At 64.4% G+C, this 24669-nt stretch carries 24 protein-coding genes; 9 read left to right on the top strand and 15 right to left on the bottom strand.

All coding sequences use genetic code 11. From position 1 onward, the window contains the following. Positions 1–34 precede the first annotated feature (34 nt). Together ACKUUH_RS01340 and ACKUUH_RS01335 are read left to right on the top strand one after the other, a co-directional pair. A complete protein-coding gene (locus tag ACKUUH_RS01340) occupies positions 35–1654 on the top strand; it encodes a peptide chain release factor 3 (protein WP_407948044.1) in 1620 nt (539 codons plus the stop codon). Further along, positions 1600–2817 (top strand): mechanosensitive ion channel family protein, encoded by a 1218-nt coding sequence (locus tag ACKUUH_RS01335; RefSeq protein WP_407948043.1) that lies wholly within the window; start codon positions 1600–1602, stop codon positions 2815–2817. The genes ACKUUH_RS01340 and ACKUUH_RS01335 overlap by 55 nt, the downstream gene beginning before the upstream one ends. A gap of 151 nt (positions 2818–2968) precedes the next feature. Here ACKUUH_RS01335 and ACKUUH_RS01330 read toward each other — a convergent pair whose 3' ends face one another. Genes ACKUUH_RS01330 through ACKUUH_RS01320 form a run of 3 tightly spaced genes read right to left on the bottom strand, consistent with a single transcriptional unit; the run spans position 2969 to position 6209 of the window. Beyond that, positions 2969–4165, bottom strand: coding sequence for an Acg family FMN-binding oxidoreductase (locus ACKUUH_RS01330; protein ID WP_407948042.1), 1197 nt, complete (start codon positions 4163–4165; stop codon positions 2969–2971). Beyond that, on the bottom strand, positions 4162–4818 hold the full coding sequence (locus tag ACKUUH_RS01325) for a TetR/AcrR family transcriptional regulator (RefSeq protein WP_407948041.1): 657 nt from the start codon (positions 4816–4818) through the stop codon (positions 4162–4164). The genes ACKUUH_RS01330 and ACKUUH_RS01325 overlap by 4 nt, the downstream gene beginning before the upstream one ends. A 53-nt stretch (positions 4819–4871) precedes the next feature. Further along, the gene (locus ACKUUH_RS01320) at positions 4872–6209 is read right to left on the bottom strand and encodes an aspartate aminotransferase family protein (protein WP_407948040.1); all 1338 of its coding nucleotides are present in this window, start codon (positions 6207–6209) and stop codon (positions 4872–4874) included. A gap of 162 nt (positions 6210–6371) precedes the next feature. Between ACKUUH_RS01320 and ACKUUH_RS01315 the strand changes: the two genes are divergently transcribed. Then, positions 6372–7646, top strand: a complete 1275-nt coding sequence (locus tag ACKUUH_RS01315; protein ID WP_407948039.1) for a D-amino acid dehydrogenase — start codon at positions 6372–6374, stop codon at positions 7644–7646. A gap of 169 nt (positions 7647–7815) precedes the next feature. Then, positions 7816–8205 (top strand): phasin family protein, encoded by a 390-nt coding sequence (locus tag ACKUUH_RS01310; RefSeq protein WP_407948038.1) that lies wholly within the window; start codon positions 7816–7818, stop codon positions 8203–8205. Between the two features lie 120 nt (positions 8206–8325). On the opposite strand, the gene ACKUUH_RS01305 is transcribed toward ACKUUH_RS01310, so the two are convergent. The 10 genes from ACKUUH_RS01305 to ACKUUH_RS01260 form a co-directional block, all read right to left on the bottom strand. Continuing rightward, the gene (locus ACKUUH_RS01305) at positions 8326–8844 is read right to left on the bottom strand and encodes a DUF934 domain-containing protein (protein WP_407948037.1); all 519 of its coding nucleotides are present in this window, start codon (positions 8842–8844) and stop codon (positions 8326–8328) included. Then, positions 8831–10489, bottom strand: a complete 1659-nt coding sequence (locus tag ACKUUH_RS01300) for a nitrite/sulfite reductase (protein ID WP_407948036.1) — start codon at positions 10487–10489, stop codon at positions 8831–8833. The genes ACKUUH_RS01305 and ACKUUH_RS01300 overlap by 14 nt, the downstream gene beginning before the upstream one ends. 36 nt (positions 10490–10525) lie before the next feature. After that, positions 10526–10861: a DUF2849 domain-containing protein gene (locus tag ACKUUH_RS01295; protein ID WP_407948035.1), complete on the bottom strand. Its 336-nt coding sequence runs from the start codon at positions 10859–10861 to the stop codon at positions 10526–10528. A 206-nt stretch (positions 10862–11067) separates the two neighbouring features. Beyond that, positions 11068–11856, bottom strand: coding sequence for an ABC transporter permease (locus ACKUUH_RS01290; protein WP_407948034.1), 789 nt, complete (start codon positions 11854–11856; stop codon positions 11068–11070). Then, positions 11853–12614: an ABC transporter ATP-binding protein gene (locus ACKUUH_RS01285; RefSeq protein WP_407948033.1), complete on the bottom strand. Its 762-nt coding sequence runs from the start codon at positions 12612–12614 to the stop codon at positions 11853–11855. Before ACKUUH_RS01285 ends, ACKUUH_RS01290 begins: the two co-directional genes overlap by 4 nt. Next, complete coding sequence (locus ACKUUH_RS01280; RefSeq protein ID WP_407948032.1) at positions 12611–13651, bottom strand: ABC transporter substrate-binding protein; 1041 nt, start codon at positions 13649–13651, stop codon at positions 12611–12613. Before ACKUUH_RS01280 ends, ACKUUH_RS01285 begins: the two co-directional genes overlap by 4 nt. 90 nt (positions 13652–13741) lie before the next feature. Next, the gene (locus ACKUUH_RS01275; RefSeq protein ID WP_407948031.1) at positions 13742–14263 is read right to left on the bottom strand and encodes a DUF1254 domain-containing protein; all 522 of its coding nucleotides are present in this window, start codon (positions 14261–14263) and stop codon (positions 13742–13744) included. Beyond that, positions 14260–14844 carry a DUF1214 domain-containing protein gene (locus ACKUUH_RS01270; protein WP_407948030.1) on the bottom strand — a complete coding sequence of 195 codons (585 nt, stop codon included), beginning with the start codon at positions 14842–14844 and terminating at the stop codon, positions 14260–14262. The genes ACKUUH_RS01275 and ACKUUH_RS01270 overlap by 4 nt, the downstream gene beginning before the upstream one ends. A 169-nt stretch (positions 14845–15013) precedes the next feature. Then, complete coding sequence (locus ACKUUH_RS01265; RefSeq protein WP_407948029.1) at positions 15014–16816, bottom strand: ABC-F family ATP-binding cassette domain-containing protein; 1803 nt, start codon at positions 16814–16816, stop codon at positions 15014–15016. A 116-nt stretch (positions 16817–16932) separates the two neighbouring features. Further along, positions 16933–18999: a transglycosylase domain-containing protein gene (locus ACKUUH_RS01260; RefSeq protein ID WP_407948028.1), complete on the bottom strand. Its 2067-nt coding sequence runs from the start codon at positions 18997–18999 to the stop codon at positions 16933–16935. Between the two features lie 199 nt (positions 19000–19198). Here ACKUUH_RS01260 and ACKUUH_RS01255 point away from each other — a divergent pair, with 199 nt between their 5' ends. The 3 genes from ACKUUH_RS01255 (at position 19199) to ACKUUH_RS01245 (ending at position 21735) form a co-directional block, all read left to right on the top strand. After that, positions 19199–19660, top strand: coding sequence for a YcgN family cysteine cluster protein (locus ACKUUH_RS01255; protein WP_407948027.1), 462 nt, complete (start codon positions 19199–19201; stop codon positions 19658–19660). 65 nt (positions 19661–19725) lie between these two features. Then, positions 19726–20112 carry a DUF2177 family protein gene (locus tag ACKUUH_RS01250; protein WP_407948026.1) on the top strand — a complete coding sequence of 129 codons (387 nt, stop codon included), beginning with the start codon at positions 19726–19728 and terminating at the stop codon, positions 20110–20112. A gap of 114 nt (positions 20113–20226) precedes the next feature. Further along, positions 20227–21735 (top strand): inorganic phosphate transporter, encoded by a 1509-nt coding sequence (locus ACKUUH_RS01245; protein WP_407948025.1) that lies wholly within the window; start codon positions 20227–20229, stop codon positions 21733–21735. A 7-nt stretch (positions 21736–21742) separates the two neighbouring features. Here ACKUUH_RS01245 and ACKUUH_RS01240 read toward each other — a convergent pair whose 3' ends face one another. Further along, entirely contained in the window at positions 21743–22204 is a 462-nt protein-coding gene (locus tag ACKUUH_RS01240; protein WP_407948024.1) for an NUDIX hydrolase, read from the bottom strand. 205 nt (positions 22205–22409) lie between these two features. Between ACKUUH_RS01240 and ACKUUH_RS01235 the strand changes: the two genes are divergently transcribed. Beyond that, positions 22410–23126, top strand: coding sequence for a hypothetical protein (locus ACKUUH_RS01235; RefSeq protein WP_407948023.1), 717 nt, complete (start codon positions 22410–22412; stop codon positions 23124–23126). After that, positions 23083–24321 (top strand): DNA-packaging protein, encoded by a 1239-nt coding sequence (locus ACKUUH_RS01230; RefSeq protein WP_407948022.1) that lies wholly within the window; start codon positions 23083–23085, stop codon positions 24319–24321. The genes ACKUUH_RS01235 and ACKUUH_RS01230 overlap by 44 nt, the downstream gene beginning before the upstream one ends. 160 nt (positions 24322–24481) lie before the next feature. Here ACKUUH_RS01230 and ACKUUH_RS01225 read toward each other — a convergent pair. Beyond that, positions 24482–24669, bottom strand: a 188-nt coding sequence (locus ACKUUH_RS01225) for a hypothetical protein (protein ID WP_407948021.1), incomplete at its 5' end; no start/stop codon positions are given.

The following is a 24669-nucleotide window of genomic DNA, read 5'->3' as shown; positions in this document are numbered from 1 at the left end:
GCTAGTGTCCGCCGCAAATCCTGAGGAGCTCAACGTGAGTACGACCGAAACCGCCGCCCGGCCGGGCGAGGTGGGGGCGGAGGTCCGGAACCGCCGGACTTTCGCGATCATCTCCCACCCCGACGCCGGTAAAACGACGCTGACCGAAAACCTGCTGCTGAAAGGCGGGGCGATCCGCCTTGCCGGGCAGGTGAAGGCGCGCGGCGACAACCGGCGTGCGCGTTCGGACTGGATGAAGATCGAGCAGGACCGCGGCATCTCGGTGACGTCGGCCGTGATGACCTTCGAATACAAGGGCATCACCTGCAACCTGCTCGACACACCGGGCCACGAGGATTTCAGCGAGGACACCTACCGGACGCTCACCGCCGCCGACAGCGCCATCATGGTGATCGACGCGGCGAAGGGCATCGAGGCACAGACGCTGAAGCTCTTCGAGGTCTGCCGGCTGCGCGACGTGCCGATCATCACCTTCATCAACAAGATCGACCGCGAAGGCCAGGACCCGTTCGACCTGATGGACGAGATCGCCTCGAAACTCGCGCTCGACACCGTGCCGATGATCTGGCCGGCGGGTATGGGCGGTCTGCTGCGCGGCATTTTCGATCCCGTGAACAACCGCTTTGTTCCCTATGCGAAGCCCGGAACGGAACACAGCGACGAAGAACCCCCAAGCCTCGATGGCGACAAGATCGCCGAATATGCGGGTGCGGACGAACTCGCGAAGTTCCGCGAAGAGATGGAACTCGCACGCGAAGGCAGCCCTGCCTTCGACATCGATGCCTATCTGGCGGGCCATATGACACCGATCTATTTCGGCAGCGCGCTGAGGAAACTCGGCGTGCGCGAATTGCTCGACGCCGTGGTGCAATTCGCCCCGCCGCCGCGCGCGCAGCCCGCCGCAAGCCGCATTGTCGAGCCGACGGAATCGAAGGTCTCCGGCTTCGTCTTCAAGGTGCAGGCGAACATGGACGCGAACCACCGCGACCGTGTGGCTTTCATGCGCATATGCTCCGGCAAGTTCAAGCGCGGCATGCGGCTCAAGCTTTCCGGCAGCGGCAAGACGATCGGCGTTCACAATCCGATCCTCTTCTTCGCGCAGGACCGCGAACTGCTGGACGAGGCCTATGCGGGCGACATCATCGGAATCCCGAACCACGGTACGATCCGCGTCGGCGACACGCTGAGCGAAACGGAAGACCTGACCTTCACGGGCATTCCGAACTTCGCGCCGGAAATCCTGCGCCGTGTACGCCTCGACGACCCGATGAAGGCGAAACACATGCGCCGCGCGCTCGAAAGCCTGGCGGAAGAGGGCGTGACGCAGGTCTTCAAACCGGAGATCGGCGCGAACTGGATCGTGGGCGTCGTCGGCCAGCTTCAGCTCGAAGTGCTCGCCTCGCGCATTGCCTCGGAATACGACATCAAGGTGCATTTCGAGCCCGCCCCCTATGAAACGGCGCGTTGGGTAAGCGCGGAAGACCCCGCCGAGCTCAAACGCTTCATGGAGGCGCATCGCGGCAACATGGCGACCGACCGCGACGGCGCGCCGGTCTTCATGGGCAAGAGCGCCTGGGAACTCGGCTATACGCTCGAGAAGTGGCCGAAGATACGCTTCTCCGCGACGCGCGAGCGCGCGCCTGTGGCGGCTTGATCGAAGGGGTTCTCGGGGGGATGCAGGGTATCGCCGGAAACTTCTCGGACTACTGGGAACTCGTCAAGGACGTCTGGCAGACGGGAGTCCTCGGCCACAGTATTGGCGACATACTGGTCGCCATCGGTATTTTCGGCATCTTCTATGTGCTCCGTGGGCTCTTCACCCGCTTCGTGCTGGCGATTGCCGACCGCTGGGTGGAGCGCACCGAGACGAAGATCGACGACTATATTCGCGATGCGATCCGCAACCCCTTGCGCTTCCTTTTCTTTGCCCTCGGTTTTTTCTTCGCGACGGAATATCTGGCCTTCGAGGATGTGGCGCGGACCTTCACCGAAAATCTGAACCGCTCGCTCATCATCGTTGCGATCTTCTGGGCGCTCTACAACTGCGTCGGGCCGGTGAGCCAGGGCATCAAGAAGTTGGAGCGCGTGCTGACGCCGGAGATTCTCGACTGGCTGATCGCCGGCGCGAAGACCGCGATCGTGCTCGTCGCGGCGGCGACGATCCTGCAGACCTGGGGCATTCAGGTTGCGCCGATCATCGCGGGGCTCGGGCTTTTCGGCGTGGCGGTGGCGCTCGGCGCGCAGGACCTCTTCAAGAACCTGATCGGCGGCATGTCGATCCTGATCGAGCGCCGCTTCGGCTTCGGAGACTGGATCAAGGTGGATGGCGTCGTCGAAGGGACAGTCGAGAAGATCGGCTTCCGCTCCACGCGGGTGCGCCAGTTCGACAAGGCGCCGGTCTATGTGCCGAACCAGCACCTCTCCGACAACGCGGTCATCAATTACAGCGCAATGACTTATCGACGGATATCCTGGCTGATCGGCGTCGAATACCGGACGACGCACGAGCAGCTTCAGCGTATCTGCGACGACATCCGCGCTTATCTCGCTTCGGTCGACGATTTCGTGCAGCCGCCGCTTGCGCCACTCTTCGTGCGCGTCGACAGTTTCGGCGCTTCCTCCATCGACATCATGGTCTATTGCTTCACCCGGACGACCGTCTGGGGCGAGTGGCTGGAGGTGAAGGAAGCCCTTGCCTATCGCATCAAGCAGATCGTCGAAGGCGCGGGAACGGGCTTCGCCTTCCCGAGCCGCTCCATCTATGTCGAGACGATGCCGCCATCGGTGGATGAAGTCGTCACGGCACGGAAAGAATAGAGTTCCACCCTCCCCTCGGGGAGGGTCGGAATTTGAGTCGCCTTGGCGAAACAAATTCCGGGGCGGGGGTGCGGCGCCAAGATTTCCCCCGCCCCGAAAAATTCTTCGCAAGCTCGAATTTTTCAACCCGCCCCCAAGGGCGGGTGGGACACTAAGTCTTCTGAATGACCTCTTCCACGCTTCGCCGGGCGCTGGCGATCGCTTCGCGCGTGGGATATCCGCCGCGGAAGCAGAAGGTCGGCTGCCATCCCGGATTCTTCACGATGTTTGCGAGGCGTGCTTCCGAAGCCGCTTCCCTGTCCGTCTGGCGCTCCCGGTCGATGGTTTCCACTGGCTGGTTGAGCGGGTGCATCGCAACGCCGGCCGCACTCGCTTCAAGATGAAGGCGCTGCCAGAGCCGCCCTGCCGCTAGCGCCTGCGGACGGTCGTAGCGGTCGCGCACCGAGATCATGCCAAGAAGGGCGGCGGTCGGCACATGGGTGTCGCGTGTCTGGCCGAGCCAGGTACCGTGGCTCTGCTCGGCGGGAAGCGCGGGCAGGAACTTTGCTGCTGTGAGGAGAGCGGGCGAAAGCCCGGCCGTGTCGAGTTCGAGGCCGCTTCGTTCGCGCGCCATGTCTCGCGGGCCATCGCGGAACCAGGCGTGGCTGTCTTCGATCATCTCGTGGTCGGCGACGATCTCCTTCGTCGCCTGGACGATGGCGGCGCCGAGCGCTTCATACTCCTTGCCTTCGGTGAAGAGGGAGAGCGCCACATTGCCGTCCGCCGGCATGGCGACGAAACTGCGCAACAGGTCTTCCGGAAAGCCGCGCTCGCGCTCATAGGGATAGCGATTGGTGTGGCGATGCGGGATGGCGTCGTAGAGCGGATCGGTGGTTGCGTTTGCCTTCGAGAGACGAAGCGTTGCCGCACGGACCATGCCGCCGCGCTCGATATCGAGGAGCGAGCCCTCCGCCGGTTCGATGGCAACGGCATAACCGTTTGCCGGTGCGGCGAGCGCCATGTTCTCGATGGCGCAGCCAAGACCGATATGCATTTCGCGCAAACAGGGATCGAAGCTGCCAAGATCGCGCGACGTATCGGCGAGGAGGTCGATACGGTCCGCGCCGATGCGGAACACCCATGGCTGCGTGTTGTGCGGATTGGAGGCGAGAATGCCGGCGGCTACGAGCGCAATGGGTGTGCCCTCATATTCCGGCGCGTTCCAGAGCGTCCACGGATCGTAAGGCGCGCCGGAAGGTTTCACGAAAACGCCGCGGTCATGGGCGCGCCAGACGGCACCGCCCGCGGCGACAAGCGTAATTCCGCCGGCGGCCTGGAGCAGGCGGCGGCGCGTCAGGAACGTCGTCATGAAATCTTCCTCCCTTTGGGATGCGCGGGTGCGAGCGCGCCGTCGATCATTGCGTCGATGGTTGTGAATATCCGTTCCCAGTCCCTGGGCGTCTTGATTTCAACGCCGCCATAGACGCGGATGCTCCGCGCGCGGGCGAGGAGATAGTCGATGGCGGCGGCGAGCAGCGCGGTGAGTGCGGGAATGTCCGCGCCGCCCGGCACGTCGTAGCGCGCGGCGATCCTCTTCATGAGGTCGAGCGAACGGCGCTCGCGCACTTCTTCAAGCGCGACGACAAGCGGCGTGCGGTTCTCCGGCTCCGCCGCGATGACGGCGAGCGTCACCGGACGTTTGCGCATTTCGGCGGCGTGGAAACGCAACCCCGCCTTGAGCGCTTCGGCGAGCGTTGCCGCGCCTTCCACGCTTGCCAGCATGTCCTCGACCGTCCACCAGAAGTCGCCCGTCTCGGCATAAGCGCGGTAAAGCCCGTCGAGATCGCCGAAATAGCGATAGATGAGAACCTTGTCGGCACCGGCCTCGCGCGCGACGGCGTTGATGCCGACACCGGAGAGCCCGTCACGCAGGATGAGGTGGCCAACCGCATCGAGAATGGCCTTGCCGGTCTTCTCCCGGTCGCGGGGGCGGCTCGCCTGCGTCTCTTTCCTTTTTGTCACCATTCGGTGACATATAGGGCGTGACGACAGTCCCGTCAAGAGTGCCGGAAAATTCAGGAAGCTGAGGCGACCGCGTCGTCGATGGCGAGTTTCAGCGTTTCGGCCATGCGGTCGAGTTCGCCGTCGGAGACGATGAAGGCGGGGCCGAGACAGACGATGTCGCGCACGGCGCCGGTGCCGCCGCCATAGAAGAAGACGCCGCGCTTGAGCCCCGCGCCGACGATGCGCTGCGCGAGCGCCGCACTTTCAGGGAAGGGTTCGAGCGTGTCGCGGTCCTTGACGATTTCGAGGCCGCGGAAGAGTCCCTCGCCCCTGATCTCGGCGACGTTCGGATGCTGGCCGAGCTGGGCCTCGAGCCGTTCCGCGAGGCCGCGGCCCTGCTTCGCGGCGCGGGCGACCAGGTCTTCGTCTTCCATGATCTGCAGCACCTTGTCGGCGGCGGCGCAGGCGCCCGGATGTCCGCCATAGGTGTAGAACATGAGGCCTTGGCCCGCATCGGCCAAGGGAGCCACGACGGCATCGCTCGCGAACACGCCGACGATGGGCGCATAGCCGCCCGCGAATCCCTTGCCCGCGATCATGATGTCGGGCGTGAAGCCGAAATGTTCGCAGGCGAAGCGCTTGCCGGTGCGGCCGAAGCCGACCATCACTTCGTCGGAAATGAGAATGACGCCATGGCGGTCGCAGATCTCGCGCACCTTCGGCCAGTAGCGTGCGCCCGGCATGAGCGCGCCGCCGGAGGAGCCGGTGATCGGTTCGGCGAGAAAGGCGGCGACCGTCTCCGGCCCCTCGCGAAGGATCGTGTCTTCGAGCGCCTGCGCCGCCTTGAGGTCATAGTCCGGATCGTGGCGGCCGCCCGGCGCGCGCAGCGAATAGGGCGTCGGCACTTGCGGCATATGCGGGATCAGTTCCTCGAAGCCCTTTTTGCGGGCGACATGGCCCGCGACGCCGAGCGTGAACAGGGTCGTGCCGTGATAGGAAATGTCGCGGCTCACGATCTTCCAGCGCTTCGTGTCGCCCTTGGCGCGGAAATGCTGAACCGCGAGACGGCAGGCCGCATCGACCGCTTCCGAGCCGCCGCTGGCGAAATAGCCGCGCGTGAGATTTGCGGGCAGCCAGGCGCGGTGCAGGCGCTCCATCACGCGGGTGCGTTCGGGCGTCACGAAGGGCGGCACGGCATAGGAGAGCGAAGTCATGGCGGCGGCCATCGCCTCGCCGACTTCCGGGCGGCCCTGGCCGATGTTGGAGACGATGGCGCCGCCCGCCGCATCAAGGATCTCGCCGCCGTCGCGCGTGTAGAGCGTGCAGCCCTTGGCATGGGTGATGTCGATGACGCGCGGTGCGGGCACGAAGGGCCAGGGGGCGCTTGCCGCGGCGGGTTGCATTTTCATGGCCGGCTTCTCCGTTTTCCGATCTTTGGCGCAAGACTATGCGAGCGGCCCGCCGGAAGCGAGCGGTGCGGCGTGCGGCGTCTTTACCGTCGCCAAACAGGCGGCGCTTTGATAGGGCTTGGGGATGCGGCATCCGCCGCGTTCATTCAGGGTCCCGGTCACGTGCATACGATCGTCGTCGGCGCCGGTATTGCCGGTGTCTCCACCGCTTATGAACTCGCGCTGAGAGGCGCCGAGGTGACGCTGATCGACCAGCGCGAAGGCGCGGGGCTCGGCACGAGCTATGCGAATGGCGGGCAGCTTTCGGCCTGCGAGGTTGCGCCCTGGGCGGGCCCCGAGATTCCCGGTCTGGTGCTCAAATGGCTGGGCCGGGACGACGCGCCTTTCCGCCTGCGGCCGAAGATGGACCCGGAGCAATGGCTCTGGCTGATGCGTTTCCTGATGCGCTGCCGCGCCTCAGCGCGGCGCGAGCGGATTGCGCCGAACCTCGAACTTGCGCTGCTGACGCGCGCGCGGCTCGCGGCTTACGAGGAGGAGTTCGCGAAGGCGGGCGTGACCCTCGACTATGGGCGCAAGGACAGGGGCATCCTGCGCATCTTCCGCGATGCTCATGAACTCGACGAGGCGGCGCGGGAGGCGGAACCCATCGCGAAGATGGGCGTCGGCCAGACGAAACTCACGCCGTCGCAATGCATCGAGCTTGAACCGGCGCTCGGTTCGGCGATGCAACGCGGCGACATCGCCGGCGGGCTCTATGCGGCGTCGGACGGAAGCGGCGACGCGCATCTCTATTCGGTTGCGCTCGCGGACGGCGCGAAGCGGCTCGGCGTGTGCTTCCTGACGGATGCCGATGTGCGCCGCCTTGTGATCGAAGGGGGCCGCGTGAAGGGCGTCGAAACGTCGTCGGGATTGGTGGAAGGCGACGCGGTGGTGCTTGCGGCGGGAACGGGCACGCAGGCGCTTCTGCGTCCGCTCGGACACAGGAGCTACATCTATCCGGTGAAGGGCTACTCGGTGACGCTGCCGGCGCCGGAAGGCAACGCGCCGGAGGTGAGCATCACCGACGAGGCGCGCAAGATCGTCATCAGCAGGCTCGGCGACCGGCTGCGTGCGGCGGGGCAGGCGGAGGTCGGCGGTTACGACCTCACGCTCGAGGAGGGGCGGGCGCGCTCGGTGATGGACGCGCTTGAGAGCCTCTTTCCCCAGACAGGGCCCGCAAGGGCAGGGGCCGAATACTGGTGCGGCCTGCGGCCGATGACGCCCGACGGCAGCCCGGTGCTTGGTGCGGTGCCGCGATTCTCCAACCTCTTTGTGAATAGCGGCCATGGCACGCTCGGCTGGACACTGGGGGCAGGGAGCGGCGCCGCGATCGCGGACATGGTCTGCGGCGGTGCGCCGCAACTAGACCTAAGTCCTTTCTCCATAAACAGATTTTGATAGTGACCATTCTCAAAAATTGACATTTTTGTGCAATGCACAAAAATTACTTGACGTTGGGACAGGGGCAAATTATTTCATTGTGCAGCGCACAAATCCGGCGCGCCGGTATGTGCGGGGAAACGCTCGCATCCAGGTGAGCGACCACGCGATACAGGAGATGGAAAAAATGACCGAAGCGACCCCCAAGGCCAAGACGACCAAAGCGAAGCCGCGCGCGAAGAAGGCCACCACGGCCAAGGCGACGGCGAAGACGACCGCTGCGAAAGCCGCCCCGAAGATCGATCCGAAGAGCACGTTCGAAGCTGCCTCGGGCATCATCGTGACGCTCGCCCGTACCAATTTCGAGGAAGGCGTCGAAACCGCCCGTGCCGTGATCAAGTCCGGCAGCATCAAGTCGGCGGTTGAACTCCAGAACGAATATGTCCGTTCGACCCTCAAGCGCAATATCGATGCGGCCCGCGAGCTGAACGAGCTCACCGTTTCGACCGTGCGCGAGGCTGTGAGCCCCTATGCCACGAAGTTCACGGAAGCCTTCGAAAAGCTCCGCGCTGCGTAATAGCGCGATCTGCCGCTCGCACACTGCGGTTGTTTGTTGAGTCCGTTGCCTCGCGTATTGAAAAGCCCGGTCCTCTTTCGAGGCCGGGCTTTTTTTGACGGAGCCGCGAGCGGGCAAACATCAGGCGGTCGCATTCTCCCGTGCCCGCGCAGCAAGGCGCTGACGAAGCGAGAGAACGGTTTCCTTGCCGTCGGCCGACGGCTGGTAGAAGAGGCTGAAGGAGCCGGCATTCTCTGCCCAGATTTCCGGGGTGATATTGTCCGTCACCTCAAGCGCGTCGAAGCCGCAGCGGATCATGAACTGAAACTGGTCGCGCAGCACGTTACCGACTGCGCGCACTTCGCCCTTGAAGCCATAGCGCTCGCGAAGAAGCCGCGCATAGGAATAGGCCCGGCCATTGCGATAGACGGGGAATTCGAGCGCGACGAGATCGATCCGGTCGAGATCGTCCGCGATGGCGCCCGGCTCCTGGCCGCTCTGGAGGCGCACGCCGATGGATGCATTGCGCGCCCGCAGGGTCTCGCGCTCCGCCTGCCAGCGTTCCAGGCTCACGATGGCCGCGCCATCGGGAAGCTGGTCCCCGTCGCCAACGGTGATGAAGTCGTCCTCGACGAACGCACCGTTCCTAATGAGTTTCATAGAGGCTCTCCTTGAACGGATCGATGCCGACACGGCGATAGGTGTCGATAAACCGCTCGCCATTCTGGCGGACACCGATATAGGTGGTGACGATGGTCTCGATAGCGTCCACCACTTCGTCTTCGGTGAAGGCGCGTCCCACGATATCGCCGATGGCCGTTTTCTCGTCCGCCGCGCCGCCGAGCGTCACCTGGTAATATTCGACGCCCTTCTTGTCGACGCCCAGAATGCCGATATGGCCGACATGGTGGTGGCCGCAGGCATTGATGCAGCCCGACGTGTTGATCTTCAACTCGCCGATCTCGTGCTGACGCTCAATGTCGGCAAAGCGCTCCGAAATCTGCTGCGCGAGCGGGATCGAACGCGCGTTCGCAAGCGCGCAATAGTCGAGACCGGGGCAGGCGATCTGATCGGTGATGAGGCCGATATTCGGCGTCGCAAGATCGTGTGCCTTCAGAATTTCGTAAACCGCATACAGATCCTTCTTGCGGACATGCGCGAGCGTCAGGTTCTGCTCATGCGTGACGCGCAATTCATCGAAGCTGTACTTCTCGGCAATGTCCGCGACGGCGTCCATCTGGTCGGAGGTGCAGTCGCCCGGAACGCCGCCGATCGGCTTGAGAGAAATGTTGACGATCGCGTAGCCCGGCACCTTGTGCTGCGCGACATTCGACTTCACCCAGTTGGCGAAGCCGCGGTCGGCGAGCACGGCCTTGTTGAGTTCGGCGCTGTCGTCCGGGAGGTTTTCGTGAGAAGGCGGCCTGAAATAGGCTTCGATACGCGCGACTTCCTCTTGCGGCAGATGCAGAGCACCCGCCTTCCTGAGTTCCGCAAACTCCGCCTCGACCTGGCGCGTCATCTCCTCGACACCGATCTCGTGCACGAGGATCTTGATGCGCGCCTTGTAGATATTGTCGCGGCGTCCATACATGTTGTAGACGCGCATGACCGCCTCGAGATAGGCGAGCAGGTCTTCCTTCGGCACGAAATCGGCAATTTTCTTGCCGATCATCGGCGTGCGGCCAAGCCCGCCACCGACATAGATTTCGTAGCCGATTTCGCCCTTGCCGTTCTGCACGATCTGGATGCCGATATCGTGCACGCGGATTGCGGCACGATCGTCCGGCGTGCCCGAGACGGCAATCTTGAACTTGCGGGGCAGGAACGAGAATTCCGGGTGGAAAGTGGACCACTGCCGGATGATTTCCGACACGATGCGCGGGTCTTCGATTTCGTTCTTCGCCGCCCCCGCATATTGATCGGACGTCACATTGCGAATGCAATTGCCGGAGGTCTGGATGCAGTGCATCTCGACCGAAGCGAGGTCGTCCAGAATGGAGGGAACGTCCTTCAGCGCGGGCCAGTTGAACTGCAGGTTCTGGCGCGTGGTGAAGTGACCATAGCCACGGTCGTACTTGCGGCCGATATGGGCGAGCATGCGAAGCTGCTTTGAGGAAAGCGTGCCGTAGGGAACGGCGATGCGGAGCATGTAGGCGTGAAGCTGCAGATAGACGCCGTTCATCAGCCGGAGCGGCTTGAACTCGTCTTCGGTGAGTTCGCCGGAAAGCCGGCGGCCGACCTGTCCGCGGAATTGCGCGACACGCTCGTTGACGAGCTGCTGGTCGAATTCATCGTAGCGATACATGACTCTTGCCTTTACCTGTTTCGGCGTCCGCTGACCTCAGTCGTGAACGCCGGCCAGTTCCGCCTGCTTGCCGAGGTCGCGCCGCACAGTGGGCCCGGCCTGCCGGATGGTCTCGCGCACGCTGACGGCGCGGATGCCGCCATCTTCGCGCGATACCTCGAACAGATAGGGCTCCACGACCTCGTTCCGGTCGACCGAAGGCGTTGCACGGGCGAGCAGGGCGTCCGCCGCCTCCTTGCCCTCCGCAACGTCCGCGTCCTGCAGCGATTCCGACCAGCGGTCATCTGCCGTCAGATAGACGACGATGCCGTCGCTCAGCCGGTTTGCCGTGAGAGCCTGAAACTGGGCGCCCTTGCGGGTGTGCTGCGCCATGCGGACTGTCCTCGAGTTGCGTGATAAGCCCGGTCATACAGCCCTTTTGCGGGCAATGCGAGCGGGCTGCCCGCCGAATGTCAGCCGGGCTATTTGCCAGCTAAGATGGGTTCTTTCAGAAAGATCGTCAATAGTTGTGTAAAACAATATAATCAACGTTATAAAATTGTTTAATTGGAAAAATGCGCGGATTTCTGCCGGTCACGTCAGGTCTCGCGCCGCACCGCGCTCTCGTGCCAGTGCCGGAGAAGCCGCCGTTCCAGCAGGGTCAGCGCAAAGAAAATGCAGATCCCGAGTGTGGATAGTAGAAAGAGGGCGGCGAACATGCGCGGAATGTCGAGCCGGTTGCCTGCTTCGACGATCCGCCAGGCGAGCCCCGTCGCAGCGCCGGAGCCGGCCACGAATTCGGCGACCACCGCGCCGATAAGCGCGAGACCGCCCGAAATCTTCATGCCGGCGAGTATGTAGGGGAGCGCCGAGGGAAGCTGGAGCTCGGTCAGCACCTGCCGGCGGCTCGCCCCGTAGAGGCGGAAGAGGTCGCGGAGATTGTGGTCGGCGGAGCGCAAGCCCAGCGTCGTGTTCGAGAGGATCGGAAAGAAGGCGACGATCCAGGCGAGGATCAGCACTGCGATCTCGACCCGGTCGTAGCCGACCCAGATGATGATGAGCGGCGCGATGGAAACGACGGGCGTCACCTGCAGGGCGACAGCATAGGGAAAGAGCGCCGTTTCGATGAGGCGGTTCTGGGAGAAAACGATGGCGAGGCCGACACCGCCGACGACGGCGAGCAGGAAGGCCGCGAGCGTCACGCGAAACGTCACCCAGAGCGAGGCCATCAGCGAAGCGAAATTCTGGACGAGGCTGTCGGCGATGACGGTGGGGGCGGGGAGCACGAAGGGTTTGACGCCACTCGCGCGCACCAGCCCTTCCCAGAGCGCCAGGAAAACAAGCCCGACGAGAAGCGGCACGAGGATGCGGGCGAAGCGCGAATTCATATGGCCGCTCCCTCGCGCAGCGCCGCGCTTACCTTCGCGCAGGTTTCGACATAGGCCTGAGATTCGCGGAAAGCGCGGCCACGCGGGAACGGTGCGTCGATGGCGATATCGGCAAGGATGCGCCCCGGCCGCGCGCCCATCACGAGCACGCGCTCCGACAGATAGACGGATTCGTAGATGCTGTGCGTGACGAAGACCGTGGTGAAGCGGTGACCGAGCCAGAGGCCGATCAGGTCGTCGTCGAGCTTCTCGCGCGTGAACTCGTCCAGCGCCGCGAAGGGTTCGTCCATCAGGAGGAGCGGCGGCTCGGTGACGAGCGCGCGCGCGATCGAAACGCGCATCTTCATGCCGCCCGAAAGCTCGCGCGGGAAGGCGTCGGCGAAATCGGAAAGGCCGACACGCGCCAGCGCCTCACGGACGCGGGGCATCGCCTTGTCCTTCGCGATGCCTTTGAGTTTCAGCGGCAGATAGACGTTCTCCGTCACGCGCGCCCAGGGCATAAGGGTTGCGTCCTGAAAGACGAAGCCGATATCGGAAGGGCGCGTGCCCGAGGCAGGCCAGGAAAGCGCGCCTTTATCCGGCGCGACGAGCCCGGCAACGATGCGCAGCAGCGTGCTCTTGCCGCAGCCGGACGGTCCCACCAGCGAAACGAAACCGCCCTCGCGGATCGCCGCATCGACACCGCCAAGCGCGACCGTACCGCTCCCATAGGTCTTGCCGATGCCGGCAAGTTCGATGAGGGGCGCGGGCTCGCTCATTCGCCCGTAAGTTCTTTCTTGAGGTCGAGGCCGACGCCCTGGTTCACGAATTCGAGCGTATAGGCGCTGTGGACGTTCACGCTGCCGTCATAGACGCCGGCGAGCACCATTTCGTCGTAGAACGTCTGCCAGCGCTCGTTCGTCATCGCGCCGACGCCGAGTTCGAGTGTCTCGCCGGAATCGACGATGCCGTTTTCCCTCATCAGCCGGATCGCATTCGCGATGACGTCGTCCGTCATTTCCGGATTGTCGCGCTTGATGAGTTCGTTCGCCGCCGAGGGATCGCCATAGATATAGGAAACCCAGCCCTTGATGCTCGCATCGACGAAAGCCTGCACGACCTCCGGCCGCTCCGCGATCATCCGGTCGCTCGCGAGGATGAAGGCGGCATAGCCCGGATAGCCGTAATCCGAGAGCAGGAACACCTGCGGTTCCACGCCTTGCTGGCGGATCATGTAGGGTTCGGAAGAGAGATAACCCTGCTGGATCGCTTTCTCGTCGGTGAGGAAGGGCGCAAGGTTGAAGGTGTATTTGCGGATCTGCGTGTCGTCGAAACCGTATTTCGATTTCAGCCACTGCCAGAAGGCGCTCACCGTCGCATCCGACACCATGATGGGCTTGCCCTTCATGTCGGCAATGGATTTTATGTCCTCGCGCGGATGCGTGATGAAAACCTGCGGGTCCTTCTGGAAGGAGGCCATGACGGCCTTCGCGCCCGCATCCGCCGCTGCCATGTTGAGCGGCACGAAACTGTTGGAGCCGAGGCCGAAATCGACGGAATGCGCGGCAAGAAGCTGCGCTACGTTGACGCCGGGCCCGCCCTGCAGGATTTCGACGTCGAGCCCTGCCTCTTCGTAGTAGCCCTTGGCGAGCGCCTGGTAGAAGCCGCCATGCTCGGCCTGCGCCTTCCAGTCGGTGGCGAAGGTGACACGGACGAGATCGCTTTGCGCATCGCGGCCCGGCTGGACGACGAGCACGATGGCGATGGCAACGGCGACGGCCGCGCCGATCAGGCCAAGAATGAAATTGCGGTTCATGGAAGTGTCCCCCGGATGGCGCGGTCCACGCGAAATCGGGGGCGATGGTATCAGCGCGCAGGCCCTCGGGCTACTGCACGCGCGGGCGCCTCAGAGCGGCTTGCAATTCGACTGGCGGCGCTTGGCTTCGATCTCGGCACGGAGGTCCTCGGACGGCACGAGCGAACGAAAGAGGACGATGCCCTTGCTGCTCGGCGTGACGATGACCGGAATACCCTCTTCCGTGGCGGCGCCTTCGCTGGACGCGAGGATGATCTCGATCCGGCCGGTCTTTACCTGGCGGTCGTTCACCACGAAGAAGTTGTCGGTGTTGGAGGCGAAGGTCGAAAGCGACCAGTAGGTGTCGGGCACGGGCGAGGTGAGCTTCACCGGCCGCTCGCTGACGTCGTAGGCGCAGGCCGTGTAGAGGAGATCGGGGCTCGGGCGCACGATGCCGCGCGAAGCGGCCGTGGCGCTTTCCGGATAGACGGGCTTGTTGACGCCGCCCGCTTCCGCAACGATGCCTGCCATGGCCCGGTCCATGATGCCGTAAGGCAGACCGAACACGGTGAGGATGTGAAACGCGGCCGCGAGAGCTATCGTGCCCGCGACCCACATTGGCCAGGTTTTCATGATGGGCATGCCTCCTTGACGATGTGTGGGAGCGCGATCCCCGAAGGATTGCTCACGGCTGCCGGTTCCGGATTGTAGAGCCGGAGAGTAAGAGAAAATGTGTCATCCGTTTGGCCGCCGGTCGGAATCCAGTTCCCTTCCGTTTCCTGTGGGCCGACGGTGATGATGAAGCTTTCATCCGCTTCCCGCACGACGGTGGCGCCGCCATAGGAGTAGCGGTTTTCGCTGTTGGCAACGAGGTAGTGGTCCGCGCCGTAAAGCGTCACGCTCCACCAGCGTGCGGGCGGATCTGATCCCGCCACTTTGTAGATGCAGCCGGAACGCAATGCGTCGCCCGCATCGTCATGCGCGGCGGTGAAGTAGATCGTCTCGCTGCGATTGAGGGCGAGGAGGCCGGCAACGGCGACGCGCGCCCTTGTGTAAGGGTCGGCTTCCGCGCTGCCGATGACGAGGCTCGTCTGCCACGGGCCGACGGAGATGGTGCCACCGAGATCCATCCCGCGAACGAAAAGCAGCGCGGAGCCCGCGCCGGCAATGAGCGCGACAACGACAACCGCTACCAGCTTCAGGGCCAGCTTCAACGATTTCCCCCCGTTGGAGCCCCGCCCGGGCTCCGGGTTTACTGTGACGTACCGGCCCGCCCACCCCTGTGCGAATCAGTACCTGCACCATCCAATCGTCTGAAATTGGAACAGTCAAAGGGATTATAGGCATCTGGTTAATGTGTCGCCGGAAAGACGGGCCGCGCCGTCAATTTCCCGCGAGTTCCTCGCGTTTCATCTCTAGTTCCAGCCAGCGCTCTTCCGATTTTTCGAGTTCCGCCTTGAGCGCGTCGTGGCGCTCACTCGTCTTGTGGAACCCGTCGGGATCGCGGGCATAGAGATCCGGATCGGCAAGCGCCGCTTCAAGCGCGGCGATCTCCTTTTCAAGCTCGGGCATGCGCGACTGCAGCTCCTCCAGCGCGCGCTGGTCCTTGTAGCCGAGCTTCGTCGGTGCCTTTGCGCGCTCGAGTTTCGGCGCCGGGGCGGAGGGCTTCGCCGAGGCCGGGCTTCCGGACGTCGCCTTCTTCTGACGCAGATAGTCCGAATAGCCGCCAGGATATTCCTGGGCTCTCCCGTCGCCTTCGAGGGCGATGACGGAGGTGACGATGCGGTCGAGGAAGTCGCGGTCATGGCTGACGAGAAGGACGGTGCCGTCATAGTCCGACACGACTTCCTGGAGGAGATCGAGCGTATCCATGTCGAGATCGTTCGTCGGTTCGTCGAGGATGAGCAGGTTGGACGGCTTCGCGAGCGCTCGCGCAAGCAGAAGGCGGCACTGCTCGCCGCCCGAAAGCGCCTTCACGGGCTGGCGTGCCTGTGACTCGCGGAAAAGGAAATCGCGAAGATAGGAGACGACATGCCGCGGGCGTCCGCGCACGATCACCTGGTCGCCGCCGCCTTCGCAGAGCGTGTCCCACAGCGTCGTCTCCGGATCGAGCGAGCTGCGCGACTGGTCGACATAGACGGGCGTGAGATTGGTGCCGAGGCGGACGCTGCCGCTATCGGGTGCGAGCGCGCCGGTCAGGATTCGGAGGAGCGTCGTCTTGCCGGCGCCATTGGGACCGATCACGCCGACCTTGTCGCCGCGCATGATCCGCGTCGAAAAATCGCGGATGGCGACACGCTCCGATCCGTCCGGCTGCGGCCAGACCTTGGTCACGTGTTTTGCTTCCACGACAAGCGAGCCCGAGGCCTGTCCGGTCTCGACGGCGAGGTCGGCACGGCCCGTCTGCTGCACGAGCGAGGCGCGTTCGGCGCGCATCGAATGGAGACGGCGGAGCCGTCCCTGATTGCGCGTTCGCCGTGCGGAGATACCCTCGCGCGACCATTGCGTTTCCTGCTCGATCAGCTTGTCGAGCTTGCGCTGCGTGACTTCCTCCTCGGCGAGAATCTTCTCCGACCACTCTTCGAAGGCGCTGAAGCCTTTGTCGAGGCGTCGGATGGCGCCGCGGTCGAGCCAGAGGCAGCCCGCCGCCAGACGCCGCAGGAAGGCGCGGTCATGGCTGATGAGCACGAAGGCGCCGCGGAACTGCGACAGCCGCTCTTCCAGCCATTCGATGGACGGGAGATCGAGATGATTGGTCGGCTCGTCGAGAAGGAGAACGTCGGGTTCCTCGGCAAGCACGCGCGCGAGCGCCGCCTTACGCCCTTCGCCGCCGGACAGGGTTGCCGGATCGGCAAGGGGCGAAAGGCCAAGTTCGTCGAGTGCGGCTGCGGCCTTGTGTTCTTCCGCGCCGCCCGCCATCGCGTAGTCGATCACGCGTTTCGCGCCGCCGAAGTTCGGCACCTGCTCGAGATAGGCAATGCGCGTGCCCGGTTGCCGGAAAATTTCGCCGCCATCGGGATCGGTGAGACCCGCCGCAATACGCAGCAAGGTGGACTTGCCACTGCCGTTTCGTCCGACGAGGCAGAGCCGGTCACCGGGCGCGAGCGCGAAACTCGCCGCGGCGATCAGAACCTGATCGGCGAAGACGACGCGAATGTCGCGCAGGGCAAGGACAGGTGCGGCCAATTCGATTAAATCCCGTTGAACTGGACGCCTGTATGACGCATCGCGCGCAGCCGCGCAATTCCCGGGACGAGCACCGGAGCTGTTTGTTCAGGCAAGGTGCTTTGTTCGGATGTTCTTCAGCGGCGGCCGCCCGTCCGGAAGTCCGGCGCGGGCCCCCCGGAGGGACGTTTCTCGAGCTTCGGTGCAGCATTGAAGAGGTCGGCGAGCTCGGCGAAGAAACCGCTGCGCGGTGACGTGGCGGAGACGAACGGCGCATCGCGGTAGCGCACCGCGCCGGGAAGGGGCGCCGGCGGCATGCCGGTTTCAGCAGCCGTCATGTAATTGTGCCAGACGATGGCCGCGAAGTTGCCGCCGGCCGCGCCGTCCGTCGGCGTGTTGTCGTCATTGCCGAACCAGACACCCGCGACTTCGTTGCCCGTATAGCCGACGAACCAGGCGTCGCGATTGTCCTGGCTGGTGCCGGTCTTGCCGGCGGCGAGGCGGTCCGACAGCGCGGCGGACCGGCCCGTGCCTTCCATGATGACCTGATGAAGCATGTAGGTCATGTCCTGCGCCTGAGTACGCGTCATCACCTGTGTCGGAGCCGTTTCGTGCTTGTAGAGTGTCTCGCCGTTCTCGGCTTCCACCGAAACGATGCCGTAAGGTGCCGCGCGCATGCCTGCGTTCGCGAAGGCGGAGTAGGAGGAGGTGAGCTGGAGCAACGTGACCTCCGCGCTCCCGAGCACAATTGAAAGATTGCGGGGCATCGGACCGTCTATGCCGAGTTCCCTTGCTGTGCCAATGATACGGTCCATGCCCACGCGGTCGCCGACCTGAACCGTGATCGTGTTGATCGAATTGGCAAGAGCCGTGGCAAGGCTCACCGTACCCCAGTCGCGCGTGAAGGCATTGCGCGGCGTCCATCCATCCATCGACACGGGCTCGTCCGTCACCGGACTGTCCGGCGTGTAGCCGGCCTTGAGTGCCGCGAGATAGACGATGGGCTTGAAGGCGGAGCCGGGCTGCCGCCTGGCCTGGGTCGCGCGATTGAACTGGCTCTCGATATACGACTTTCCGCCAACCATGGCGCGCACCGATCCGTCCGGTCCGAGGGCGATGAGCGCTCCTTGCGTGACGTGGCGCTCGGCACCGTTCCCGTCAAGCGCCCTCCCGACCGCCTTTTCGGCGGCGGTCTGCCGGCGTGGATCGAGAGTCGTGCGAACGGTGACGTGGCCCGTGGCGTCCGGCAACAACGTCCGGACCTCCTCTGCGACCCAGTCGACGAAATATTCGCGTCCCGCTTCCGCCGACCGTGCGAGAACCTTGGCCGGATTTGCGCGCGCGCCCGCCACCTCTTTTTCGCTGAGGCTGCCTGCGTCCACGAGGCGATCGAGCACCTGGTTTGCGCGCGCCCTCGCGCGCTCAAGATCGTTTGCAGGCGAGAAGCGGCTCGGCGCTTTCGGGAGCCCGGCGAGGATCGCCGCCTCCGGGAGAGAAACATCGCGCACCGACTTGCCGAAATAGTAGCGCGCCGCCGCGTCCATACCGTAATTGCCGGCACCCATATAGATACGGTTCAGGTAGAGCGTAAGAATTTCGTCCTTGGTGAGGTTGTTCTCGAGCCACATCGTGATGAGCGCTTCCTGCGCCTTGCGCCAGATGGTGCGGCTGTTGTCGAGATAGAGATTCTTCGCAACCTGCTGCGTGATCGTCGATCCACCTTCCACCAGATCGAAGGAAATCAGGTTCGTCCACATCGCGCGTGCGATGCCGCGCGGATCGAAGCCGTTATGTTCGTAGAAGCGCCGGTCTTCCGTTGCGAGGACGGCCTTCACGAGGTAGGGCGGCATCTCGCCGAGCGGGACTGTGGGTGCAGTGCGCTGCCCGCGGATGCCGAGTTCGTCGCCGTTTGCATTGAGGACTGTGATCGAAAGCGCGCCCGTCTGCGCCGTATCGAGGGTGCGCTGGAGATCGGGCAGGGTGAAGAAAACGAGGGCGACGAAGCCAGCGATGAAGGCGGTGAAAGCGAACGACGCAATAGTGAGCACGCGCGAGCGCCTGCTGGCCCGCTTGCGCATTGACCGCTTCGGCTCGTTGCCGCCGTCATTCTCGCACGGCAGCGGCAGGTCGCGCAGCATTCCGGCGCGGCGCAATTGCGCGCGCATCGGGTAATGCGGATCGATATCGTCTTTGTCGTCGGTCAAGGTTAACCGCCTCGCTGGACCCAATCCGGGCGTGTGCCGGGTAGCTGTTTCATGCGAGCGCCGTGCCAGCCCCCGTTGATCCAGAATGAGACTGGCCGAACTTTGTGCATGGATTAGGGCGGGATCGGGGCGATGGCGGGGCAGGGCCGGACTTGAAGTCCCCTTTGACAAAAGCCGCGCAGCAGAGTTTTGTCCCGGAATGACCGGCAGCCCCGAATCCTTCTGGCGCGTGAAGCGCCTCGACGAAATGACCCGCGACGAGTGGGAAAGCCTTTGCGACGGCTGCGCCAAGTGCTGCCTCGTGAAGCTCGAGGACGAGGACACGGGCGAGATCGAATACACCGACATCGCCTGCCGCCTCCTCGATGCGGAAACCTGCCGCTGCTCGGATTATCCGAACCGATCGACACGCGTGCCCGACTGCGTGACGCTGACGCCCGCGAACCTCGAAGACATCGACTGGATGCCGACTTCCTGCGCCTACAAGCTCATCAAGGACGGCAAGGACCTGCCCTGGTGGCACCCGCTCGTATCCGGCGAATACGAGGCGGTGCGCCTCGCCGGTATGTCCGTCCACGGACGGTTCCTCTATGAGGACGAGGCGGACATGGAAGACCTCGAGGACCGGATCGTCGACTGGCCGCTCATGCCGCCCGAATGAAAAACATGTGATCCAGCCTGACTTTCGCGGCGTAGCAAGCCACACGGGAACGGGAGAGGCGCCCCATGAGCTATATCTTCGCCTATGCCGGAAGCGCGATTGTCTTCCTCGGACTGGACTACCTCTGGCTGAGCCGCGTGGCACGCGATTTCTATGCGGGATCGCTCGGAAGCCTGATGCGCGAGACACCCGATTTCCTGGCGGCAGGCATCTTCTATCTTTTCTACATAGGCGGCATCGTCTTCTTCGCGGCGATGCCCGCCGAGAGCTGGAGGGGCGCGCTTTTGCGCGGCGCGGCGCTGGGTCTCCTCGCCTATGGGACCTATGACATGACGAACCTTGCGACGCTGAAGGGCTGGCCCTGGCGGATGGCGGCGGTCGACATGGTGTGGGGGATGGCGCTCACGGGCCTCGCGGCGGCCGGGGGATATCTGGCCGCCCGGGCGGCCTGACTGTCATCGAAATGTCAAAAAAACGTCACACAGGGATGGGCTTGTCCCCGGCGAAATGCTAAACGCACAACCCGAACGTGAGGGGCCCCTCTGTGGCCCGATTCGGGGGAAGCTGTGCCGAAGAGTGCGCTCGACAAGGACCTGAAAAAGGTCGAGAAGCTCGAACACGCGACATATGCCCTGTCGCGCTCGATTGCCGCCCCCGGACTGGCGATCCTCTTCCTCGTCGCGATCTTCCTTTTCATGAGCGGCCTCGCGCCGTCGGGGCCCTTGAGTTTCTTCGTCATCGCGGGCGGCGTGATCGCCGGCTACATGGCGCTGAACATTGGCGCCAACGACGTCGCCAACAATATGGGCCCGGCCGTCGGAAGCCGTGCCCTGCCGCTCGGCGCCGCGCTGCTGATCGCCGCGATCTGCGAAGCGGCGGGCGCGATCCTCGCGGGTGGCGATGTGGTGAACACGATCTCGAAGAACATCGTGGTGCCGGACGCGGGCTTCGAGGTGCGCGACTTCGTGATGCTGATGATGGCGTCCTTCCTCGCGGCCGGCATGTGGCTCCATCTCGCGACCTTCCTCAACGCCCCCGTTTCGACCACGCATTCGATCGTGGGCGGCGTGCTGGGCGCCGGTATCGCGGCAGCGGGCTTCGGCATCGTCGCCTGGCCGACCATGGGCGCCATCGCGGCAAGCTGGGTGATCTCGCCGGTGATGGGCGGCGTCATCGCGGCGGGCCTGCTCGGCTTCATCAAGTGGCAGGTCCTCTTCAAGCCGGACCGCGTGGCGGCGGCGCGGCGCTGGGTGCCGGTGATGATCGGCCTGATGGCGGGCGTCTTCGCCATGTACCTGTCGCTGAAGGGATTGAAGAAAATCTATCACCCGAGCACGAGCACCGTCTGGCTGCTCGGCCTCGCGGCTTTCGTCATCGGCACGGTGGCGACACGGCCATGGGTGGCGCGCCGCGCGGCAACGCTTGAAAACCGGCGCAAGCATGTCGCCGGGCTCTTCACGCTGCCGCTCGTCTTCGCGGCCGCGCTTCTTTCGTTCGCGCATGGCGCCAACGACGTTGCGAACGCGGTGGGCCCGCTTGCGGCCATCGTCAATGCGGCGGAGACGGGAACAGCGGTCGCGGGCAACGTCGCGCTGCCGCTCTGGGTACTGACGATCGGCGCCATCGGCATCGCGATCGGCCTCGCCCTGTTCGGCCCGCGCCTCATCCGCACGGTCGGCACCAAGATCACGAAGATGGATGCGCCACGCGCCTATTGCGTGGCACTTGCGGCGGCGATCACGGTGCTCATCGCCTCGGCCATGGGCCTGCCCGTGTCGTCGACGCATATCGCCATCGGCGGCGTCTTCGGCGTCGGTTTCCTGCGCGAGCAGCTCGCCAATCTCGGCCTGAAAGCGGACGGGCCGAAACCGCCGAAGCCGAACGCAAACGAACCCTCGTCGCTCTCGCCGACGCCGGAAGACGCGATCAGGAAACAGTTGAAGCGCGAAAAGCGCCGCCTCGTGCGCCGCCGTCATGTGCTGACCATTGCGGCTGCCTGGGTCATCACCGTGCCGGCGGCAGGCGGTCTCGCAGCGCTCCTCTATACGCTGATGAAGATGGCGGTCGATTTCTGAGAGCGCGCTATTTCACGTTCTTCAGCATCGCCGCGAGATCGGCGAGGTAGGGATCGTAGAGCAGCTGGCGCGCCTCGCGCAGCCCCGCCCAGTGGCGGCGGCGCTCATGCTGTTCTTCCCAGGTTTCGTGCTGCTGCGTGACGCGCAGCGGATACATGTCGACTTCGATGGGCTTCACGGTGACACCGCGGCGCTTGATCGTGCGCCAGACGCCGAGCGGCTGGCCGGCGACGATGCCCTCGACGCCCGCTTCCTCGAGCGCCTCCTGCGCGGCGGCCTCGTGCGGGTCGAGGCCTTCCATCAGCCCGCCCTTCGGAAAGACCCAGCGGCCCGTGCGCCGCGATGTGACGAGCAGGACGGCGAGCTGCCCGTCGACGATCGCATAGGGGATCGCGCCCGCCTGCCGCTCAATCGCCGACTGGCGCGCGACGAAGCGGAAGCGAAGCGAGGTCGCGAGTCGTTGCAGCATGTGATCCCTCCAGCGGCTGGCTGGAGTTTGCCGTGACTCGGGGGGAAAGGGGAGTCGGAAGGCGAGGGTTGAAGTGATGGGAAAACTGAAAATGCCGATGTCATCCGGTTGCTCAAAAACCTTGTCATTGCCGGGCTTGACCCGGCAATCCAGAGCGGCAGGCGCGGGAGCAAGCGGCCCCTGGATGCCCGGGTCAAGCCCGGGCATGACGAATATGGGGGGAGAGAAGATATCCCCAATTGTCAGCGTGACGCTCGCTCCCTACCTTACGTCCATCTCCAGAATTGTGCGGGTGACCATGGCGAAGGCGGCGGTGAAGAAACCGGCGAAGGCGAGCGCAAGCGCGCCGCCAGAACCGAAGAAGGCGCGCGTCTCCGTGACGCCGAAACCGCTCTCGGACGAGGACATCGACTGGGAAACGATCCGCGCGGATTACGAGATCGGCAAGAGACGGCTCTCCGAGATCGGGTTCGAGCACGGGATTCACTACAACAGGATCATCGCCCGCGCGAAAAAAGAAAACTGGCCGAAGCGCGGCGAGGTGGTTGAGGACAAGCGGCTCGAAACGGAACTGCCGCAGGATGCCGAGGCGCTGGCCGCGCGGCTGACGAAGCTCATCGCCCGCGAGATCGCCGATATCGAGCGGCAGCGGAAAACGGAACGCGACGAGGCGGAAGGCGAGCGGCAGGCGCGGCGGCTCGCCACGCTGGTGCGCTCCATCGACAAGCTCCACGAAATCGAAAAGGCGGCGCGGCTTGCCAAACGAAACGACCCCGAAGCGGACAAGGCGAAGCGGCGCGCCGAGGACGAGCTCATCCGCGCCGAGCTTGAGAGCCGCCTCGCTCGCCTGCTTGACGGCGGAGGAAAGGGCCGGCTTCGTGAAGGCGCTGACGCCGCGCGAGCTGCGGCTGCTCGCCAATGACTGGCGCTTCTGGGCGCGCGACGACCAGCTCGCCCCGGCAGGCAGATGGACGACATGGCTGGTGCTGGGCGGGCGCGGCGCGGGCAAGACGCGCGCGGGCGCCGAATGGGTGCAAGGTGAAGTCGACGCCGGGCGCGCGGGCCGCATCGCGCTGATCGGCGAGACGCTGGGCGATGTGCGCGAGGTGATGATCGACGGCCCCTCCGGACTGCGGAGCATCGCGCGCGACGACGAGCGGCCGCGCTACGAGGTGACGCGCAAACGCCTTCTCTGGCCGAACGGCGCGGTGGGTCATGTGTTTTCGGCGGGCGAGCCGGAAAGCCTTCGCGGACCGCAATTCGATGCGGCCTGGGGCGATGAACTGGCGAAATGGCGCTACGCGGAAGCGGCCTGGGACATGCTGCAATTCGGGCTCCGTCTCGGCGAGAGCCCGCGCCAGGTGATGACGACGACGCCGCGCCCCGTGCCGGTGCTGAAGCGGCTGATCGCGGATGAGACGACGGCGGTGACGCGCGCCTCGACTGAGGCGAACCGGGCGAACCTGGCCGACGGATTTTTCCGCACCGTGATCGCGCGCTACGAAGGCACGCGGCTCGGGCGGCAGGAACTCGACGCCGAACTGATCGAGGACAATCCGGACGCGCTGTGGAGCCGCGAGACGATCGATCGCGGGCGGATCGTGAAGGCGCCCGCCGGTCTTGTCCGCGTGGTGGTGGGCGTCGATCCGCCGGCGACCGGCGGCACGAAATCGGACGAATGCGGCATCGTCTGCGCCGGGATCGGCGAGGACGGCCACGCCTATGTGCTCGACGACCGCTCGATGGGGCGCCTGTCGCCGCTCGCCTGGGCAAAGCGCGTCGCGGGCTGCTACCGCGCGCATGAGGCGGACAGGATCGTCGCCGAAGCGAATATGGGCGGCGACATGGTGGGCACGGTGATGCGGCAGGAAATGCCGGACGCGCCGATCCGCCTCGTTCGGGCGACGCGGGGAAAGCGCGTGCGCGCCGAACCCGTGGCGGCTCTCTATGAGCGCGGGCTGGTGCATCATGTCGGCAGCCTCGCGAAGCTGGAAGACCAGATGTGCGACTGGGTGCCGGGCGGCAAAAGCCCGGACCGGCTCGACGCGCTCGTCTGGGCACTGACGGAATTGATGCTCTCCGGCGAGGCGGGCGAGCCGAAGGTGAGGGGGTTGTGAGGGGTGTCCTCAGTACTTAGAGAGATTAATCATCTGACAACGGAGGCAGTCGTGTGCGCACTGAAAGACACCGCGAAGACCAAGGTTGATCAACTTATTCAGTCGATCAATCGGCTTTCTTACGAACTCGAAAAACTATCCTCGGAAAGAATCCTTCGCACTATTCCGGCAGAAGACTCAGCTTCGCCTGCAGCTTCATGCCGGGAGCCTGAGGAGACGTTGCGGTAAAACTTCCTGTACCGTTGGAGCCGAATCTTCCACTGATCTCCAAGCTAGCGTCTGACTTTCCTAAGACTGACGTGAGCCCCTGAACTTCCTCCAGATTTGAGTAGAGTCCGTCAATTGAAG

Source organism: Parvibaculum sp. (genome assembly GCF_045863935.1).
In the GTDB taxonomy this organism is placed as follows: Bacteria; Pseudomonadota; Alphaproteobacteria; order Parvibaculales; family Parvibaculaceae; genus Parvibaculum.
Note: the sequence above shows the minus strand (reverse complement) of the source record. Positions and strands in the feature narration are given on the sequence as shown.